General features: G+C 58.6%; 17 protein-coding genes and 3 pseudogenes. 9 read left to right on the forward strand and 11 right to left on the reverse strand.

The window, feature by feature from the left end; translation table 11 throughout:
- Window positions 1-8 precede the first annotated feature (8 nt).
- The 5 genes from E4Q08_RS11330 to rfbA form a co-directional block, all read right to left on the reverse strand.
- Complete coding sequence (locus E4Q08_RS11330) at window positions 9-3,194, reverse strand: methyltransferase domain-containing protein (RefSeq protein ID WP_169070467.1); 3,186 nt, start codon at window positions 3,192-3,194, stop codon at window positions 9-11.
- Window positions 3,191-4,636 carry an ABC transporter ATP-binding protein gene (locus E4Q08_RS11335; RefSeq protein ID WP_169070468.1) on the reverse strand — a complete coding sequence of 482 codons (1,446 nt, stop codon included), beginning with the start codon at window positions 4,634-4,636 and terminating at the stop codon, window positions 3,191-3,193. The genes E4Q08_RS11330 and E4Q08_RS11335 overlap by 4 nt, the downstream gene beginning before the upstream one ends.
- Window positions 4,626-5,456: an ABC transporter permease gene (locus tag E4Q08_RS11340; protein WP_034914714.1), complete on the reverse strand. Its 831-nt coding sequence runs from the start codon at window positions 5,454-5,456 to the stop codon at window positions 4,626-4,628. The genes E4Q08_RS11335 and E4Q08_RS11340 overlap by 11 nt, the downstream gene beginning before the upstream one ends.
- A 159-nt stretch (window positions 5,457-5,615) precedes the next feature.
- Window positions 5,616-6,161, reverse strand: coding sequence for a dTDP-4-dehydrorhamnose 3,5-epimerase (gene rfbC, locus E4Q08_RS11345; RefSeq protein ID WP_034914710.1), 546 nt, complete (start codon window positions 6,159-6,161; stop codon window positions 5,616-5,618).
- Between the two features lie 100 nt (window positions 6,162-6,261).
- Window positions 6,262-7,149: a glucose-1-phosphate thymidylyltransferase RfbA gene (gene rfbA, locus E4Q08_RS11350; RefSeq protein WP_169070469.1), complete on the reverse strand. Its 888-nt coding sequence runs from the start codon at window positions 7,147-7,149 to the stop codon at window positions 6,262-6,264.
- Window positions 7,150-7,447: 298 nt separating this feature from the next.
- Here rfbA and E4Q08_RS11355 point away from each other — a divergent pair, with 298 nt between their 5' ends.
- The 3 genes from E4Q08_RS11355 (at window position 7,448) to E4Q08_RS11365 (ending at window position 11,199) form a co-directional block, all read left to right on the forward strand.
- A complete protein-coding gene (locus E4Q08_RS11355) occupies window positions 7,448-8,329 on the forward strand; it encodes a glycosyltransferase family 2 protein (protein ID WP_169070470.1) in 882 nt (293 codons plus the stop codon).
- A gap of 226 nt (window positions 8,330-8,555) precedes the next feature.
- A complete protein-coding gene (locus E4Q08_RS11360; RefSeq protein WP_308240112.1) occupies window positions 8,556-9,224 on the forward strand; it encodes an NAD-dependent epimerase/dehydratase family protein in 669 nt (222 codons plus the stop codon).
- Window positions 9,225-9,276: 52 nt separating this feature from the next.
- Window positions 9,277-11,199, forward strand: a complete 1,923-nt coding sequence (locus tag E4Q08_RS11365; protein ID WP_248594850.1) for a polysaccharide biosynthesis protein — start codon at window positions 9,277-9,279, stop codon at window positions 11,197-11,199.
- 129 nt (window positions 11,200-11,328) lie between these two features.
- Here E4Q08_RS11365 and E4Q08_RS11370 read toward each other — a convergent pair whose 3' ends face one another.
- The 3 genes from E4Q08_RS11370 to E4Q08_RS11380 form a co-directional block, all read right to left on the reverse strand.
- A complete protein-coding gene (locus tag E4Q08_RS11370; protein ID WP_169070472.1) occupies window positions 11,329-11,715 on the reverse strand; it encodes a type II toxin-antitoxin system RelE/ParE family toxin in 387 nt (128 codons plus the stop codon).
- Between the two features lie 19 nt (window positions 11,716-11,734).
- The gene (locus tag E4Q08_RS11375; protein ID WP_169070473.1) at window positions 11,735-12,025 is read right to left on the reverse strand and encodes a type II toxin-antitoxin system Phd/YefM family antitoxin; all 291 of its coding nucleotides are present in this window, start codon (window positions 12,023-12,025) and stop codon (window positions 11,735-11,737) included.
- A 124-nt stretch (window positions 12,026-12,149) separates the two neighbouring features.
- Complete coding sequence (locus tag E4Q08_RS11380) at window positions 12,150-12,632, reverse strand: hypothetical protein (protein ID WP_169070474.1); 483 nt, start codon at window positions 12,630-12,632, stop codon at window positions 12,150-12,152.
- Between the two features lie 144 nt (window positions 12,633-12,776).
- On the opposite strand from E4Q08_RS11380, the gene E4Q08_RS11385 reads away from it, so the two are divergent.
- Window positions 12,777-13,682 (forward strand): ROK family protein, encoded by a 906-nt coding sequence (locus tag E4Q08_RS11385; protein ID WP_169070475.1) that lies wholly within the window; start codon window positions 12,777-12,779, stop codon window positions 13,680-13,682.
- A gap of 60 nt (window positions 13,683-13,742) precedes the next feature.
- Window positions 13,743-14,942, forward strand: coding sequence for an MFS transporter (locus E4Q08_RS11390; RefSeq protein WP_169070476.1), 1,200 nt, complete (start codon window positions 13,743-13,745; stop codon window positions 14,940-14,942).
- Between the two features lie 84 nt (window positions 14,943-15,026).
- Here the strand turns inward: E4Q08_RS11390 and E4Q08_RS11395 are convergent, their stop codons facing one another.
- Window positions 15,027-16,112 carry a YfiM family lipoprotein gene (locus tag E4Q08_RS11395; protein WP_169070477.1) on the reverse strand — a complete coding sequence of 362 codons (1,086 nt, stop codon included), beginning with the start codon at window positions 16,110-16,112 and terminating at the stop codon, window positions 15,027-15,029.
- On the opposite strand from E4Q08_RS11395, the gene E4Q08_RS11400 reads away from it, so the two are divergent.
- Window positions 16,102-16,377, forward strand: a complete 276-nt coding sequence (locus tag E4Q08_RS11400; RefSeq protein ID WP_169070478.1) for a hypothetical protein — start codon at window positions 16,102-16,104, stop codon at window positions 16,375-16,377. The two genes, E4Q08_RS11395 and E4Q08_RS11400, sit on opposite strands and share 11 nt — an antisense overlap.
- Before the next feature lie 27 nt (window positions 16,378-16,404).
- On the opposite strand, the gene E4Q08_RS11405 is transcribed toward E4Q08_RS11400, so the two are convergent.
- Window positions 16,405-17,952, reverse strand: coding sequence for a Ppx/GppA phosphatase family protein (locus tag E4Q08_RS11405; protein ID WP_308240113.1), 1,548 nt, complete (start codon window positions 17,950-17,952; stop codon window positions 16,405-16,407).
- A gap of 371 nt (window positions 17,953-18,323) precedes the next feature.
- Here E4Q08_RS11405 and E4Q08_RS26380 point away from each other — a divergent pair.
- From E4Q08_RS26380 to E4Q08_RS11415, 3 genes and pseudogenes are all read left to right on the forward strand, one after another.
- Window positions 18,324-18,407: pseudogene (locus tag E4Q08_RS26380) on the forward strand (DUF433 domain-containing protein); the annotation flags it as partial.
- Complete coding sequence (locus E4Q08_RS26120; protein WP_169070480.1) at window positions 18,404-18,625, forward strand: DUF5615 family PIN-like protein; 222 nt, start codon at window positions 18,404-18,406, stop codon at window positions 18,623-18,625. The pseudogene E4Q08_RS26380 and the gene E4Q08_RS26120, both read left to right, overlap by 4 nt.
- Window positions 18,579-18,695, forward strand: a pseudogene (locus E4Q08_RS11415) (recombinase family protein); the annotation flags it as partial. The gene E4Q08_RS26120 and the pseudogene E4Q08_RS11415, both read left to right, overlap by 47 nt.
- A gap of 366 nt (window positions 18,696-19,061) precedes the next feature.
- On the opposite strand, the pseudogene E4Q08_RS11425 reads toward E4Q08_RS11415, so the two are convergent.
- Window positions 19,062-19,437: pseudogene (locus E4Q08_RS11425) on the reverse strand (IS701 family transposase); the annotation flags it as partial.

The raw sequence follows: 19,437 nt of genomic DNA on the forward strand, positions 1-19,437 counted from the left end.
CGGCAAGCTTACGGAACAAACCATCTTTCCAATGAACAACGCATCGCTGCCAAAGAGAAGTGCTCCTGGACATAAGCAAGTTCAGCTGCTGATCGAATTCGCCACTCCTCATCGTCGGACAGCAAGCGCATTACATCTCTGGCATAGGCCGAGGGATCTTCGAAAACCCCCAGTGCACTTCCTGCCTCCACCAACCCCTGCGCCCCGATCGGTGTGGTCACCATCGGAATACCGAAGCGCATCGCTTCAACCACCTTGCCTTTCATGCCGGCACCAAACAGGAGAGGGGCAACCGCAACACGAGCATTAAGATAATAGCCAGCAAGTTGCTCGTCAGTAACGAAGCCGGTTACAGCGATATGCTCGCAAGCCAGAGCAGCCACCTCTGGCGTTGGATTCGAACCCACCAGCGTGAGCCGCACATCAGGGAAGCTTTCCCGTACCAGCGGCAAGACTTCGTGCACAAACCAGCGGGCGGCAGTAGCATTCGGCGGATGACCGAATCCTGCCACGAAAAGGATATCTTGGCGATCGGCCAGATTTTCGGCTGCATTATCTGAAAATGAGTCGAACGCATAAACCGGTAGCGTTGCCGATTTATCATCGAGTCCTTCAGTCCTGAGGAATTTGGCCACTTCCTCGGTCTCCAGGTTGGACGGATAATAAATGGCATCCATTTGTCGCCAGTGTTGCTTTTCGATCTTTTCGATGCGCTTCATCTCATTGCGGACGGTATGATTCTCCGGCTCCAGTTTCAATTGCTCCTTCAACCGGAGGTGATGGATATCGTGTCCATAGTAAATGAGTGGTATTTTTGTATGTTTCCTCAAAGCCTGTACGAAATCCGCGGCGACGTCTGGACGCGAGAGCAGAACATAATCAAGATATTTACCATTCTCCTCGATCCAGGCCGCGAAACGCCCCCAGTAACGGGAACCATATTCAACCTCGATGCCCAGGGCTTGCAAGCGCGGGGTATAGACAGGATCCTGCCAATGGTTGTGAGGCCAGAACTTGACATTGAAACCCATGGTGAGCAATTCCTGCATGATCGCCAGCATGGATCGGGAACCGGCATCCCTATCCGGTTGCGGTACATAATGATCAATCACCAGAACGGTTTTTTTGGCACGGGAACGGTCACGTGCCTGAAATAGGTCATGCGCATTTGGGAAATGCTCTCTTTCGAGTACGCTTCGCCATTTCTCCCTGAATTTTTGCTGATTTTGCACCTGATAGGCCTTGATACCTTCACCAGTATCCGTGCCATGCGAAACCCCCTCGTAATGGATGACGACGGAAGCAGGTTGGTAATACACCTTGCTTCCAGTAGAACGAACCGCAAAAGCCAAGTCGGTATCCTCGAAATAAGCTGGTACATAGCGTTCGTCGAATCCACCGAGATTCTTGTACAGTTCCAGTGGAATCATGATTGAGGCGCCGGAACAGTAGTCCGTTTCGCGCAGGTAATTGAATTCGGGTAGCGACGGATCCTGGAACCTGCCGTAATTCCAGGCAGATGCGTCGTTCCAGACTATGCCACCAGCTTCCTGCAGGCGCCCGTCCGGATATACCAGTTTGGAACCTACCAACCCACAGTCGGGGCGGGATGCAAATACGGCAAGCATCGCATCCAGCCAGCCTTCGGTGACCTCGGTATCGCTATTGAGGAGATAGAAATAGCTCCCTTTGGCGAAATCGGCAGCCCGGTTGGCGGAGCGCAAGAATCCCAGGTTCTGCGAGTTTCGCAGGTAGCGCAATCCTGGCACTTCCGATAAACGATCGATTTCCGGATCTCCCGAACAGTCCTCCATAAGAATGACTTCCACCGGGACAGCCGGCAGATTCCTCGCGATGGAGCGAAGACAGCCAAGGGTAACGGGCAGATTGCCATAAGCTGGAATGACGATCGAAACCAGCGGATGCTCTGGCTGCTCGAAGCGTAGTTCCTGAAGCGCGGAATCAATCTCCTCCGGTTGCACGGCACCTTGCGTTGCCATGGGGAGGAGCACTCCATCCCGTTGGCGTTTCCACGATTCGTAATGGCCCATGCCTGCAAAAAGGGGACCTGCGAACTTGTACATACCGCCAACAAGCTTGAGTTTGTATGTTTGCGATAGCGGCAGTTGGTGGTATAGCCGCCGCCCGTTGGAGCGCAGCCAGGTGCGCAGCGGTTTCATGACCGTAGTCCATTGTCCATGGGCAAGACCTGCAGCGAATGGTGAGAGCCTGGCAGCTCCACCGGAACTGGAACCAATGGATTGAGTGAGTTTCTCTTGGGTCGCGCTGAGCTTCGCCTCGGTCTCGGCCAGCTCGCGCTCAAGAAGTTCACATCTCTGATGCAGGCTCTTCGCCCAATTGGCGACGCGATGATGCTCATCGTCAAGATTGCTATACAGATCCCGGCAAGTAGCAAGTTCTGCATCTACACGCGCAGCCCATTGCGCGTAACCCTGATACTGCCGCAAGAGGTCGAGTTCCCTGGGAAGCAGGAAGGATGAACGTGCCTCCGGGAAAACTGATGCCTCGTCACCACAGACTGCGACGAAATAGACGGGATGCTGCAGGGGCGAAATGCCGTTCCTTATCCCATCGTTGTGTTCGCATAGCGCGTCAAAACGGTTGCCACCACCCTCAAGCGGTTGAAGAACCGAGCCCATCATGAAACGCTGACCAAAGTAGCGAATGCGTGAAAATTTGCTGCGTAACAGGCTGTCGAACTCGGAAAAATCCAGTTCCTTGACGTGGAATTCGTTGTGCCGCCCACTTTCTTCCGAATAGACCGGTCTGTTGGGTGACGAGATCATCAGAATCCCTGCCGGGCGAAGCACCCTGCGCAGTTCACACAGCATCTGCTCCTGTTCGGCCAGATGCTCGATGGTCTCAAACGAGACAACGACGTCGAAACTGCTGTCGGGAAATGGCAGGGCAATAGCACTGGCCTGCAGAAATCTCAGATTTCCCCGATCAGCATAAGTCTGTCTGGCGTGCTCCACAGCCTCGGTAGACAGGTCTACGCCAACGACGCTTGCCGCCCCCAATGCCATCAGATCCGAGCCATAGCCTTCACCGCAAGCGACATCGAGAACCACCTTGCCCTTCACATACTCGCTGGTAGCCGCATAGCGATGATAGTGTTCCAGCGAGATTTCACCGTGTTCCGTAGGGATGAAGCGTTCACCGGTAAATTTCATTTGCCTTCCCCATTTCCTGCCGCATGCACCGAATATTCATCATCCTTGCCAGGCAATCCGGAAACGGCGCATGCCGATACCTCCAGAACAATCTCTTCCATAGGAATGCCGATCAGACCGGTTGCTACGCTGGAACTGATGGAGTGAACCGCCAGAGCGTCGTGTATCCAGTGATGCTGCACATGCTGGGCCTGGCTGCCTTCGGCAAAAGCGACACCGACCGTGTAGTCACCAGCGGGCAGAATGGGCATACGGAAGGCAAATCGTGCCTCGAAACATTGCCCGCCGTGAAGCCTCACAGGCGTATCCAGGTAACGTAAAAAAGTATTGTCGCCAAACAGAACCTGTCCCAGCCTGTCCTTCAAATGGAAACCGGCAATCGCACCGACAATTCCCTGATGTGCCACACCAGAAATGATCAGACAGACGTCCTCTCCACCCACCACCCAATTCAGCGGCTGCGTATCCCTGTCCGTCAGACAGACTCCGGTAATCGTGGCGCCACCGGCACCAAAGCTGTGTGCGTCTTCGACGAACGCAAAAATTTGGATATCGTTGCGCAGGCTTGAGCTATTCAGGAAATCCTGGCGCATGTCCCTGGGGATGCCCCGCCGCACTTGCTGCAATGTCGCGGCCGGCTGCACAGACCGTGAACCCGGCTGATGGTCAATGCCAATGGCTGATCTGGCCAGGTTTTCCAGGTATTTTTCCGAAACCGCTTTGGGTTCCCCATGGCTCACCACTTCGCCGTGGTTCAGCCAGAGGGCGGTGTGGCACAGGTTAATTACGGCCCCTGAATCGTGACTGACAAACAGGACGGTTCCCCGCTCCATGAACTTGCGCAGGAAGCGCATGCATTTCTGGACGAAGAAGACATCCCCGACCGACAGCGCCTCGTCGATGATGAGTATGTCGGCATCGACATGCGCAATGACTGCGAAGGCCAGACGAACGTACATTCCACTTGAGTAGGTTTTCACTGGTTGATCGATGAAATCGCCAACCTCCGAGAATTCGACAATGTCATCAAGGCGGGCGCGTATCTCCTCGTCAGCAAGACCCAGTACGGATGCGTTGAGAAAAACATTTTCCCGTCCGGTGAATTCCGGATTGAAGCCAGAGCCCAGTTCAAGCAGGGCGGCTACTCGACCGGCAATCTCTACCGAACCCGAACTAGGCGTCAGGATGCCGCACAGTATCTGCAGCAGCGTCGATTTTCCTGAACCATTACGGCCAATTACCCCCATGGTCTCGCCGCGCCGGACCTCAAAGGAAACATTGTTCAGCGCCCAGAACTCCCGGTAATAGGGCCGCTCCGTCCTCCCGGTCAGGCGCCACAAACGAGGCATAATGGCCTGCTTGAGTCTGTCCTGTGGTTTATCGTAGATCTGATAGCACTTGGACAGATTATTGACCCGAATGACGGGATCGTCAAAGGACATCAGCGAAGCCTTTCCGTGTTCGCTGAAACCACCAGAACCCTGCCCAGGACAGCAGTAGAGAAACACCGGTGGCCAGCAGGAACCCCTGGAAATCTGGAACGGTACCGAAAAACATGATCCTGCGACTTTCCTCGATCACGAAAGTCAGAGGGTTGAGCAACAGAATTTTCTGATACTGCGCAGGCAGACTGGAAATCGGGTAGAACACCGGCGAGATGAACAGCAGTACGGTGGTCAATAATGCGGTAATCTGCCCAATATCACGAATGAAGACGCCAAGCGCCGCAAGCACCCAGGCGATGCCCAAGGTGCCGATCAGCAGAGGTAGCAGGGTCATCGGTAGAAAGACCAGCGTCCAGGGTACAGAACCATGGACGATCAACTTTGCAACGAGCAACACCACAATACTGACACCTGCATGGAAAAGGGCTGAGCCCAGTGCCACCAAAGGTAGTATTTGCAGAGGGAAGACCACTTTCTTGACATAACTTACATTGCCGACAATCAGAGACGGAGCCCGATTGACACATTCCGAGAACACACCATGGATGATCATCCCGATGAACAGCAGGATGGCGAAATCCGCTCGGCTTTCATCCGCGCCAATTCCCCAACGGGCTTTGAAAACAAAGGAAAAGACAAAAGTGTAGACGAGCAGCAGCAACACCGGATTGAAGAAAGACCAAGCCAGGCCCATGATCGAGCCACGATACCGGCCAATTACTTCTCGACGAGTCATCTGGATAACGAGTTGCCGGTTGCGCCACAGGCTCAGTACCATCGCCAAGGGCGTAGCAGGATGTCTTTGATGAGGATTCATGATCTATACAATGGTTTTCGGCTCTCAAGGGCGGCATTCCTGGTGAGAGACGGGTTCCCTGGCGAGGACCGGCGACGCATGATGCGCATCGTAATTCGATGAACTATCCCGGCGATTGCTTGGCCGTGCCAACGGGTGGAGAGACGGCGAAGTGCTCTTTCACGCAAAGAGTTCAGCTTGCTGTAGTGTCGCTCCTTGCGCGTCTTTCGTGGAAAGCACCGGTTCACCCTGGAGGTGCCAGTCGATCGCCAGAGTTGTGTCATTCCAGACGATGCAACGCTCGTGCTCCGGCGCCCAGTAGTCAGTGGTCTTATATAGGAATTCGGCTGCATCGCTGAGCACAACGAAGCCGTGGGCAAAGCCCTCGGGGATCCACATCTGTCTCTTGTTTTCTGCACTCAGGATTTGGCCCACCCATCGACCAAAGGTGTGCGAGGACTTGCGGATATCCACCGCCACGTCAAAGACCTCGCCAAGCACAACGCGTACCAGTTTGGCTTGAGGCTGTCTGATCTGGTAATGCAGACCACGCAGTACGTTCTTTGCGGAGCGGGAGTGATTGTCTTGCACGAAATGGACTTTCCTGCCAAGTGCGGTTTCGATTTGTGCCTGGTTGAAGCTCTCGAAGAAGAAGCCTCGGTCGTCTCCGAATACCTTGGGTTCGAGCAACATGACATCGGGGATGGCCAAAGCGGTTGCTTTCATTGCGTCTGGACTGCCTTTCGTGGTGTGTATGTGGCAAGTTCTTATGGGTCGGCGGTGCCGCGACAAGATGCTGTGGTGGAGGCGACCGAAACAATCCGCTTCAACCGGCCAGACTTCTTTCGTTCAGTAGGCGCAGCAGGTATTGCCCGTAGCCGTTCCTGGCCATTGGTTGCGCCAGGTGGACCAGTTGCTCGGCATCGATCCATCGCTGTCGATAAGCGATTTCTTCCGGGCAGGCAACCTTGAGTCCCTGGCGGTTTTCCAGCGTGGCAATAAACTGGCTGGCATCGAGCAGCGATTCGTGGGTACCGGTGTCTAGCCAGGCGTAGCCCCGTCCCATGATTTCGACCTTGAGCTTCCCCTGTTCCAGATACAGGCGGTTGAGGTCGGTGATCTCGAGTTCGCCACGCGCGGAGGGTTGCAGGTTCTTGGCCAGCTCTACCACTTGTCGATCGTAGAAATACAAACCGGTAACAGCGTAATTGGACTTTGCTTGCCTGGGTTTTTCTTCCAGCGACAGCACCTTGCCGCAGGAATCAAACTCGGCCACTCCGTAACGCTCGGGGTCTTTCACATGGTAGGCGAAGACGCTTGCTCCCTCGTCACGAGCCATTGCATTCGCCAGGAGGTGGTGGAAGTCATGGCCGTAGAAGATGTTGTCGCCCAGCACCAGGGCCGACAGATCATCGCCAACGAACGACTCGCCGATGATGAACGCTTGCGCCAGGCCGTCGGGACTGAACTGAACGGCATAGTGAAGACTGATCCCCCAGCGCGAACCGTCACCGAGCAGTTGCTCGAAGCGCGGCGTGTCCTGTGGCGTCGAGATGATCAGGATGTCACGTATTCCCGCCAGCATGAGGGTGCTGAGCGGATAATAGATCATCGGCTTGTCGAACACCGGGAGCAACTGCTTGCTGATTGCCAGGGTGGCTGGGTGAAGCCGGGTGCCAGAGCCACCAGCAAGAATGATGCCTTTGCGTTTCATGCAGATATTTCCAGTCGAGACAGATCATCAGTGGAGTGGCCTGCGAGTCTACCACTTGGGAGCTTCCAGACACAGTACGCGAAGCGGAGAAGTTGCCAAAATTGGCGGTCGGACCACAAGGGAAAGCTGGCAATCTCACCACAGCGAGGTGATCAAGATAGAATTCATCCTCACTGGCCAGACTGGTCCACTCGGCAATCACCTGGAAATCTGCAATAGATGAATAATAATAACAACACTGGGAAAGCAACCTACAGGGGGCATCTTGACGCCAACGGCATCCCCTCCTGATTGTGATGTGGTCATCGTCAATTACAACGCAGGCGAACTGTTGACTGACTGCGTTTCCTCCGTGCTCCGCGCGGATGCCACACGGGTGATCGTCGTGGATAACGGTTCAATGGATGGCAGCCTGGAATATCTCGAACGTGTCATCCCGAGCAAGAAACTTTCGCTACTCCGCAACAACCAGAATCTGGGATTTGCCTTTGCCTGCAATATTGGCGCAAGAGCATCATCGGCCAGCCGCTTGCTGTTCCTGAATCCAGACAGTGTTCTGACCGAGAGCGGATTGGCACGCATGATCGAGGTGCTGGATTCTTCACAGACGATAGGAATGGTCGGCGGATTGCTGTGCAATCCCGATGGATCTGAACAGGCAGGGGGCCGACGTTCCTTCCCCACCCCCCGACGAGCTTTCCTGCGGGCTTTTGGCCTGTCTCGCCTGGCCCGCTTCTTCCCTGATGTGTTTTCGGATTTTCTGCAACACGCAGAGCCATTGCCTGCTCAGCCGGCGGTTGTCGAGGCGATTTCCGGTGCCTGCATGCTGGTCAAACGTGCGGCAATGAATGATGTGGGTCTGTGGGACGAAGGATACTTTCTCCATTGCGAGGATCTCGACTGGTGCATGCGCTTTGCACAACGGGGTTGGAAAGTGATGTTCGTTCCCGATGCAAAAGTCGTTCATGTCCGGGGCGCGTGTGGCCGCAACCGTCCCCTGTTTGTGGAATGGCACAAGCATCATGGAATGTTGCGGTTTTATCGCAAGTTTTATCATCATCAGTACCCCGGCCTCCTCTGGGGGCTGGTCGTGGTGGGGGTATGGATGCGGTTCATCGTGGTTGCCAGCTATCATGGCATCCGCTACGCTCTGGTCAGGATGGGAATGGGCCGTGGCTGAGTGCCAGTTGGGCGTCCTCGGCGCCACTAGCCTAGTAGGTGAATGCTTGTTGCCCCTGCTGACGCAGGCCGGTTGGCGCGTGGCCGCCTTCTCGCGGCGGCAGACTCGACAAGTTGGACAAGTGTCTGAAGGGGTGGAGTGGAGACGCTTGTCGAACCCGGATTTTCCCTCATCAGCAAGTCCCAAACCTCTATCTGCAGCAGGGAGTTTACCCTTGTGGATTTGCGTGGCGCCCATCTGGGTATTGCCCGAGTATTTCGCCTTGCTGTCAGCGCATGGAGCGCGGCGCGTGGTCGCACTGTCTTCGACCAGTCGCTTCACCAAGGATGATTCCTCCGATCTGCAGGAACGCGCCGTGGCCCATCGCCTGGCCGACGCCGAGGCACACCTGCAAGCATGGGCTGAAGATCACTGCGTGGAATGGGTGATCCTGCGTCCAACCTTGATCTACGGTCGCGGGCAGGACAAGAACATTGCGGAAATGGCCCGCTTCATCCAACGTTTCGGTTTCTTTCCACTGCTGGGTGAGGCAATGGGGGCTCGGCAGCCCGTTCATGCCGAAGATGTCGCGTTGGCGTGCCTGGCGGGATTGCACTGTGCGGCCGCGGCAAACCGGGCATATAACATTTCCGGCGGTGAAACTCTGCCTTACCGGGAGATGGTGAGGCGCGTCTTTGCCGCACTTCATCTTCGACCGCGGCTGTTTGCAATCCCACTGGCGGCATTCAAGTCGATGCTGGCACTCTTGAGATGCTTGCCCAGATACCGGCACTGGTCAGGCGGCATGGCTGAACGAATGAATCGGGATCTGGTGTTCGATCACACCGATGCAGCGCGTGATCTCGGATTCTCCCCACGCCCTTTTCTGCTCGGGCAGAAGGATCTGCCGAGATGAAGCCGCAGGCTGCGTGGGTCACCGTCCTGGCCTTCGCAGCCAGTCAGGATGAATGATGCATAGACTCGTTCCCGAGCATATTTCGAGCGCGCTGATACTCTTGCCACGCCAGGGCAAACAGGGTTTGATGCTGCTTGCCGATGCGGTGCTGCTGATATTCGCTGTATGGGCGTCGTATGCCTTGCGTTTGGGCGAATGGTTCGTCCCCAACCGTTCACAACTGGTATTGATGGCCGTCGCACCACTGCTGGCGATGCCCGTCTTCCTCAAGATGGGGTTGTATCGCTCGGTGATTCGCTACCTGGGCGAACAAGCGCTGTGGTCGGTGTTCAAGGGGATGTCGCTGGCAGCGCTGTCGTGGGCGGTGCTGGCGTTCATGACCCAGATGACCGGACTCGAAGGCGTACCCCGGGCAGTGCCGCTGTTGTACTGGCTGATTGGCATGGTGCTGGTCGGTGGTTCACGGTTTTCCGCACGCTGGTTGCTCTGGTTTCCGCTGCGCAATCGTTTTTCCGGCCGACAGGTGCTGATCTACGGTGCTGGCGAAGCCGGTCGGCAACTGGCCGCATCACTGCGACGTGGGCGGGATCTCTTCCCCGCCGGATTCCTGGATGACGATGCCACCCTGCAAGGCAAGGACATGGGCGGTCTGCGGGTGTATCCACCCGAGCACCTGCCGGCACTGATCGAGCGTTTCGATATTCGCGATGTGATCGTTACCCTGCCTTCTGCCTCCAGTGCCCGGCGGCGTGAGGTCGTGTCGTTTCTTGAGGAGCATCCGGTACGGGTACGCATTCTTCCTGCACTGACCGACATTGCCGCGGGGCGGCACCTGGTGAACATGGTTCGCGAAGTGGATATTGGCGACCTGCTGGGCCGCGACCCGGTCGGCGCCGATCCAAGCCTGCTCGGTCGTTGCATCACCGGCAAGAGTGTGCTGGTGACTGGTGCCGGAGGCTCGATCGGCTCGGAGCTGTGTCTGCAGATCGCCGCTCTCGCCCCGGCCCGGATGGTTCTGCTGGAAACGAGCGAGCATGCCCTGTACCAGATCGACCGCCTGCTACGTTCCATCGCGGATTGCAGGATCATCGCCAGCCTGGGATCGGTCGGCGATGCCGCACTCGTGTCGGGGCTGCTGGCCGAGCATCGAGTGCAAACCATTTACCATGCCGCCGCTTACAAGCATGTACCGCTGGTCGAGGCAAATCCCTTCGAAGGTGCCCGCAACAACGTGCTCGGCACCTTGACCCTGGCGCAGGCGGCATTTGCTGCCGGCGTACAAACTTTTGTGCTGATTTCGACCGACAAGGCCGTCCGCCCAACCAACATCATGGGGGCCAGCAAACGCTGGGCAGAGCTGGTCGTCCAGGGCATCGCCCGGCAGGCCAGCACGCAAGGCAGCGGTCAGCAATTCTGTGCGGTACGTTTCGGCAACGTCCTGGGTTCCAGCGGCTCGGTGATTCCGCTGTTCAAGGACCAGATTGCCCAGGGCGGTCCGGTGACCGTCACGCACGCCGAAGTGACGCGCTATTTCATGTCGATTCATGAAGCCGTGGAACTGGTCATCCAGGCCGGCAGCCTGGCGCTTGGCGGTGAGGTCTTCCTGCTTGACATGGGCGAGCCGGTCAAAATCTTCGATCTGGCTCACAACATGATCCGGCTGGCTGGCCATTCGGTGCGTGATGACGACAACCCCGAAGGCGACATCGAGATTGCCATCACCGGTCTGCGTCCCGGCGAAAAACTCTACGAGGAGCTGCTCATCGCCAGCAGTAACGCCGAGGGCACCTTGCACCCCAAAATCATGAAAGGCGACGAGCCTGGTCTCGATGCGGAGGTGCTGAGCGGGCTGATTGGGCAGCTCGGCGTGGCGCTGGAGACACGCGATGAGGCAGCAGTGCGCCAGGTATTGATGCGGGTGGCCGGCGATCGCTCCGGCCGTCGTCGCCCGGCCACGGGTTTCTCAGGGTCATGATCGCGAGCTCATCATCCCGACCAAGCCTTGAAGGCAAACGTCTAGCCAGGCCACAACAGAGTTTTCATTAGCCATATCATTCACCTGAATCCGTGGTCAAAATCCAGATAGTACTATGGCGTTGGTCTATCATCCCCAGTTACCTTCAAAGTCGAACGAAAGTTGTCGCTGATGCCTGATGGCGAGGAGGTAAATTGTTCCGCCAAGCGGCGCGTAGAGCAGCAGGTAATCTTTGATCACATATTCGCGCAAGGCATCCGTGTCTGGCGTCAGCGCCGACAACTTTGCGCGAAGCGCTGCCTGAGCATTGGTGGCCTCAACCGAGCGCGGCTGCCGGGCCAAGAATGGCCTACCGATTTCGGGGAAGCGCTCAATGTTCGGAATCACCGTTTCGAGCAGTTCATCCAGCAAGCCATCGAAGGCCTGCGGCGCTTCCACTTCGGTCAGGAAAAGTTCGATGCCTTCGAGGTTGCGCTCGAAATTTGCGGTGAATTTGACGACAGGTTTTCTTGCCACAAGCAGACCCCGCCGTAACTCAGGCGCTGCGGCGGCGCTTGATGGACTGGATCACACTGCGGGCGTCCTTCACTTTGCCAGCGGCAACGTCGTCGAGTCCTTTACCGGCCTCGTCGATCAGTAGCAGATGGATGCGTTCGCGCTCAAGCTGGTGGTAGTAGTCCAGCCGCTGCGCATCAATCAGCGCGATGTAGCTCTCACCATTCTTGGTGATGATCTTCTCGGCACCGCCTTTGACCTCTTCAGCCAGTTCGGAGAAGTTCGCTCGGGCGTGCGAGAGGGGGATAACGTCGCTTGCTGAAATACCCATGATGGCCTCCTGAACCGCACAAGATGTGCAGTATTTTGTACATCATACGCTTAGGCGGTCAGAGGCGAAAGTGGAACCTGCGCGGCTCTTCGGAGTGTTTGGCCGGGAAATGACCGATTGCAGACTACTCGCGATATGGTGAGAAGGGCGTTACCACGGCGGCAACCGTCACCGCCCCGGCAGCACGCGCTAACCGGGCCATGATCGGCGAAAGGCCGCTGCCCGTTCCACCGCCAAGTCCGGCGACAAGAACGACCATGTCGGAACCGCTGAGCAGTTCCGTCCAGGTGGCCCGATGGCGCAAACAGGCTGCGCGTGCGGCGTTGACTCGTCCGCCAGCACGGAACGGTGCGCGCATCAACGTCTTGATCGGTGTCAACGCAGGATCGGCATCGTTGGTACCTTCGACAAAGTACAACGTGAGCGAGCCAAGGTCGACGCAAACAGAGCTCAGCAGCGCGCCCGCTCGATCCAGAATATTGCTCTCCCGTAACGCAACGGCAAGGTTGCAGCCAGTTGCGCCGATACCGATGATCTTGCATGAGGGGGCAGGAGACGCGAAGGCTGAAAGTCTCAGGCTCGCAACACCGGCGCCGAGTCCGATCAAGAATCTCCGTCGATCAACCATGCTCATTCCTTCATTGGTGTTACGATCAGCCCGCTAACGCTATGAACGTTCATCAACGCCAGACGTGTAGCCAATTGCGTAGCCATTCGATTATGGCTATAGCCGAATTTGTTAATAAATAATATGTTACGTATTGGCATCGACCTCGGCGGCACAAAGATCGAACTGATGGCTCTCGATGAGTCGGGTCGCATGCTGCTACGTCGACGCCGAGCAACGCCGCAGGGCGATTACCAAGGGACCGTCGAAGCAGTTGCGGAAATGGTTGAAGCGGTCGAAAGCGAACATGCGCAAAGGGATAGTCGTGTCGGCGTGGGCATCCCCGGCGCCGAGTCCGCGCTTGACGGCAGAATCAAGAATGCCAATTCCACCTGCCTGATCGGCAAAACGCTGCGGCAAGACCTGGAAGATCGCCTGCAACGCGAGATCCGCCTGGCCAACGATGCCAACTGTTTCACCCTCTCGGAGGCCATCGATGGTGCCGGACATGGCGCCGAAGTTGTTTTCGGGGTCATCCTCGGGACCGGTGTGGGCGGCGGCATTGTCGTTCACCAGCGCGTACTCACTGGTGCCAATCGCATTGCCGGCGAATGGGGTCATAATCCGCTGCCGCGGCTCGAAGAGGAAAACCTGATGCCGCCACAGTGTTACTGTGGGCGCTACGGTTGCATCGAAACCTGGCTCTCGGGTCCGGGAATCTGCGCTGACCACCTGCGTCATGGCGGGCAATTGCTGGCAGCGGAAGAAATCGCGGCGCGTGCCAGTGCCGGGGACCCCGCCAGTGATGCCACGCTCGGTCGCTACGAACGGCGCCTGGCCAAGGCACTCGCGCAGGTGGTCAACATCATCGACCCGGACGTGATCGTGCTCGGCGGCGGTCTGTCGAACATCGATCGCCTCTACCGCACGGTTCCGGCACTGTGGGCCATGCATGTCTTTTCCGATATGGTGCACACACGCCTGTTGCGCAACGTGCATGGCGATTCCTCAGGCGTGCGTGGTGCCGCCTGGCTCTGGAACGAGCGTTGAGGTGGCGACCGTCCAGTGGTTTGCCGGCAGGCTGACGAGGATCTACGCAGGATCTCTAGCATGCTGTGGCTGAAGCTGTTCCTGCCCTTCGCAGGCGCCTACTTTCTTTCGTATCTCTACCGGACGGCCAATGCGGTCATCGGTCCGGTACTGACGCAGGAACTCACCCTTGACGCGGGTGGACTGGGCCTGCTGACGAGCGCCTACTTCCTCTCTTTCGCTGCCGCACAACTGCCGCTCGGCATGCTTCTCGACCGTTTTGGCGCGCGCCGTGTCGAATCCGGGCTGTTGTTGATTGCCGCCGCTGGCGCCACGGCTTTTGCCCTCGGTCAGAGTATTGCTGAACTGGCGATCGGCCGCGGTCTGATCGGACTCGGCGTTTCGGCATGCCTGATGGCCGCGTTCAAGGCGTTTTCCCTGTGGTTTCCGCCCTCTCGACAGGCTTCGCTGACCGGCTGGATCATGACTTCGGGCGGCCTTGGGGCACTGGCGGCCACGGCGCCGCTTGAAATTGCCCTGCAGGTTTCCGGCTGGCGTGAGATCTTCCTCGCCTTGGCCGGCCTGACTCTCGCCGTCGCCATCTGGCTGTTCTTCAGCGTTCCGGAACAGCACAACCAGAGCAAACCTGAACCCCTTGCTGCCCAGTTCGCCGGCGTCAAGGCGGTGTTCGGCAGCGCACACTTCTGGCGTTTCGTGCCCCTCGGCCTGACGCTGACCGGTGGCTTCATGGCCGTGCAAAGCTTGTGGTCGATTTCCTGGCTGATGCAGGTGAACGGCTACAGCCGCGCAGCCGCCGCCGACCACATGGCCGGCATGAGCGTCGCCATGTTGACCGCCTACATCCTGATTGGCCTGCTGGCGACCGGTCTGGCCCGGCGTGGCATCCAGCCGGTGATGCTGCTCGCTGCCGGACTCGGCCTTTCCTTGCTGATGCTCGCCCTGATCGCCACCGAGGCGCTTTCCCAAACGCACCTGCTCTGGATCGCCTACGGCACTTTCTCGAGCTTTGGCACCCTGGTCTATTCGCAGGCGGCGGCCGGTTTCCCGGTAGCGCTCTCGGGTCGCGTCAATACTGCCTTGAACCTGATGGTTTTCATTGGCGCCTTCGGGGTGCAATGGGGACTCGGTCTGCTGATCGACCTGCTGCAACAGCAGGGGCAGAGTCCGGCCCTGGCTCACCGCAGCGCTTTTCTGATCCTGCTCGGAATACAATTGACTGCCTATGCCTGGTTCTGCATTGCCAGCCGCCGGCCGCGCTGAGCAGGAGCGGCAAGGGGCGTGGATCGACTCCGAGACTCCGAGCGCCTTGCGACAGCCCCGAAGCGGGGCAGCGCGGCAGTTCAGTCAGCGATACAGAGGCAGCATGGCCAGGCGGCGCTCGATCTCGTCCGTTTGTTGCGCATAGATATTCAGGTCGCTAAAGCGGCGCTTGAACTCGGCTTCCGACAGGTACTCGGGGAGCCCGGCGAGAGAGGGGAGCAGGTCCGCGTCAGTCACGCTCCCGCGTAGCACCTTGTACAGGCGCGGATAGTCGTCGACCACAAGCTCGCCAAAGCGTGTTCCTGCACGATCTGCCGCCAGATCGGCAAACGAAAAACCGCTACCTCCCCGGGAGTCGTCAATTTCCTTGTATACACCGATCGCATTCGCTGCCGGCTCGCCGGCCCAGGCAGCCAGGGCAGCCGAAATTCCGAAATGCTGAGCGCTGTCCTCACGGCCGAGCAGAGTCAGTTTCACCCGGCGCGCACGCGGCCACCCTTTTGCTTCCGGCAACAGCATCGCCAGGTTCTTTTCCGCCAGATAGCTTGCCAGAACCAGCAGTGCCGCGCGATTCGCCGAGAGGGTCTGGTCGCTTGCGGGTGCCAGCAGCGGAGCCAGGATTTGGCTCAAGGGAACGCGAGCGCGTGCAGCGTAGTGGTCGAGAAGGCCCGCCAGAGCCTTCTGGGCAGCGTGCATGTGAACGAGGTCCTGCGGCGTGAACGCCATCGACCTGGCACGGTCGAGCAGGTGCGGTTCCCAAACGTAGGTCAGCTCGACACTGTCGCGAGCGGGCTCGAAGGCCAGGCGCCGGATGGCCTGCCGGGCAATTTTCCACTCCTCCGAAAAGCCGGCGATGCTGATCGCCGAGGCGATCAGCCATTCGGCCAGAGCAGACGGGATCGGGAGGGAGCCCATCGATGCGGCAACGATATGCGGTTCGCCCTCCGCTTCCTGAAATACTGCGCGCAGATTGCAATAGCGGGGTCCAGGGATTCCGGGGGCGCGGATGGTCAGCTGGATTTCGGCAGTATCATCGCTCAGGACGAAGGTGCCGCGCCCCCCCAGGCTGCGGCTCGCAAAATGGTTGATGGCGGTGTCAATCAATGCCGAGGGAATGACAACCGTTCGTTCATCGCCACGCCGAAGCCGGCGCGGATCGTTGCTGACCAACAGCCGCCTGGCCTCGGCAATCGATGTTGGCGAGATCGTTTCGTCGCGGCTGACCATTGGCGCCGGATCGCTGGCGGCGAAAAGGAAGATCAGCGCTATGAGCAGCGGCAGCAGCGCAAGCATCCAGCACCGGCGACGCATCAGCGATATGGCCGGCGATCGAAGAAGCGACGTCATCTCCGGCGAAAGCCGTAGTGGCCCTCGCCCGGAGCAGGAAGCGCATGGCATGGATGAGGCGATCGGTACGCTGGCACGCGCAGGGTAGGTAGCTGAGTCAGCGCGCAGCGGGCGCTCATGGCGAGGGTTCTGACGAGGATCTTGAGCTCGTCGGCGTCGCAGCAAGGGTGGCGCTGCCAATCCGCAATTCGAAGCCGGCCTTGCGGAGCACGCGGGCTTCCATCTGCAGGTCGGCACGGGTCAGCGGATGCTCGACCAGCCAGGCTGGCGGAAAGGACAGGAACATTCGCTGCCCCTCCACGCGCAGACTGATCGCTGGCAGCGGCTCGTTGCTGCGACCGCGATGCAGCACCACTGCCAGGCGCAGCAGGGCGCACAGGCGACGGGCAGGGCGCGCCCAGTCCCTGGGCAGATCGGCAAAGGCGTCGGCGGGGAATGAGCGGCGGTGGCGCCTGACCAGCGCAGCCAGCAACTGCTGGTCGTTACGCGAGTAGCCCGGCAACTCGGAATGTTGCAGGACATAGGCGCCGTGCTTGTGGTACTGGTCATGGGTCAGCAGCAAACCAATCTCGTGCAGGCGGGCCGCTCGTTCGAGAACGCTCCGTGCTTCCCTCCCAGCCAACTTCCATGGTGTGCGAACCTGCCGCAGCAGCTCGAGCGCAGACGCGCTCACGCGCTCCGCCTGCGTTTCATCCAGATCGAAGCGCCGAATGACGTCGGCAATGGTACGGTCACGGACGTCTTCATGGCGGATGCGGCCGAGAAGATCATAGATCAGGCCTTCACGCAGCGCGCCTTCCGAAACCTCCATCCGGGCAACACCAAGCGCCTCACATAGCCCATGCAAGACCACGAAACCGCCCACGAAGACGCGCGCACGCGCCGGCTCCAGTTGCCAACGACGTGCCACTCCCGCACTGTCGCGCACTTCGAGCAAAGCCATACGCAGCCGCCGCAATCCTTCGAGCGTGATTCCCTCACGACTCCAGCCTTCGCTGATGATCACATCCTGAATGGCCTTGATCGATCCGGAAGCGCCGGTGACCGTCTCCAAACCGCGCACCAGATACTCTTCGCGAACGGGTTCGAGGTTCAGTTGGACGAGCAGTTCGGCATCGCGCAGGCGTGCCGCAGTGACACGACCATCGGCGAAGCAGGCACGGGTCAGGCTGACGCAACCCATGCGCAGGCTCGCCAGGTGCAGCGGGTCGAACTGTTCGCCGATGATCAGTTCCGTGCTGCCGCCCCCAATATCGACGACCAGGCGCTGACCGGCGACGTCGCCGACGCTGTGGGCGACGCCCAGATAGATCAGCCGCGCCTCTTCCTGGCCGCTGACAATCTCTACCCGGTGGCCGAGGAGTTGTTCCGCGCGGGCGACGAATTCGGCGCTGTTGCGTGCCTGCCGCAGGGTGTTGGTACCAACGATGCGCAGGCGTGCCGCCGGAATGTGCCGCAGTCGCTGACCGAACCGCGCCAGGCAATCCAGCGCCCGCTGTTGCGATTCGGCGGATAGCCGGTTGTGTCTGTCCAGACCGGCAGCAAGCTGAACCATCTCGCGCAAACGGTCGAGAATCTGCACATGCCCATTACTGATGCGGGCGACGATCATGTGAAAACTGTTCGAACCCAGGTCGATCGCCGCTACGAAATCGGAAGACACATTCGCTCTCCTCAACAGGACTCAAGTAAAACCGCCATTCGGCTCCGGCGCTGCCAGGCGTACGGTCAGACGGCTGCTGCGCCGCAGCGGGATGCCCGGCACCAGAAGACGCCCCCCGCCTTCCTCATGCCGCAGCCTGACGAAGGATCAATCCCCTGGCACGAGAATAGCGGTTCGACTCTCGCCGCGCCGTGAAATTCTGCACACGCAAGAGGTATATCGCTGATCCCTTCAGGAGTATCCCTGCGCCCGGCCCCTTGATCAATCATCAGCGCCCGCAGTCAAATCGACTGATCACACTCACCCCCATGTGACACACAGAATCAAGGCGTTAAGGTCCTCACAAATAATTCTGAAAGCATATTTTCTAACTTGAACGCGAGGACATCATGCAGGCGCTTCGCTATGCCGCATGGCGATCCGAAGAACGTGAGGTCATTCTGGTCGGTGCATGAAGCTGATCGTCGATATGAACCGGTCGCCGCGCTGGGTGAGCGTATTGGCTGGCGTCGGCTTCGAGGCGGCTCACTGGTCAACGCTCGGGGCGAAGGACGCCCCGGACTCGGCGATCATGGACTACGCTAGCGCGAACAATGTTGCCATTGCAGTGGAGAGGCTGACGTGCCATGTTGATCGGCTACGCCCGCGTCTCGACGCAGGATCAGAACCTTGACCTTCAGATCGAAGCCTTGACCAAGACTGGCTGCAAGAAGGCCTTCGATGATGAGTGTGAGTCTAGCCAACTACTCACTATACAAACGCACTTCACCCACTATCTAGCGCCGAACACCGGCGCGGTTCACTCCGCCGTTCCGATTGGTTGCACTTACGTTCGGAGCCACAGCCGCGGCGGGCCGAACGACAGCAGCCGTGGGCCGAGCCACACAACCTTTCGGTACGCCGACGGTCTTGCAATAGACGACGGCGCTCGCGGGTATGGCAGTGAAAGCCAGGCCAAAGGCTAGCCCTGCAGATAGAATTATTCGGTTCATCACAAACTCCTTCAAAAATCGAAAAAAAAGCGAAAAGCGGCTGGTCGCGATACGGAACGTCAGCTTCCGCCCAGACCACTCCAATCACTTGTTTGGGCAGACTTCTTTAATTCTACATTAACAGATTCTAATGGCATTTTTGGGTGCTGGCGGCTGCCTTCGGTAGGCGCTGTCGCGGGCGCTTTGTCGCCGTGCATGACGCTCGGCGATGATTCGCACGAGGTCTTCGCGACCGTGAATCTTCACCGGGAGCTGCGCCACGAGCATGTCGACGACATCGGCACAGGACAGTAACTCGGCGTAGGGTGAGTGTTGCCGCCGCTCCTTGACGAGAAAGAGTAGTGCAACGCAGACGAGCGCCATGTGGTTGTACCAAGCCCGCCACTTGCGTACCTGGTAGTCGGCCATCCCACAGCAACCTTTCGCATTCTCGAAGGCGCGCTCGATGAAGTGGCGCTGTGCCTGCATGCGTGCCAGCTCGCGAAGTGGCGTG

Source organism: Candidatus Accumulibacter contiguus (genome assembly GCF_012940005.1).
Lineage (GTDB): Bacteria > Pseudomonadota > Gammaproteobacteria > Burkholderiales > Rhodocyclaceae > Accumulibacter > Accumulibacter contiguus.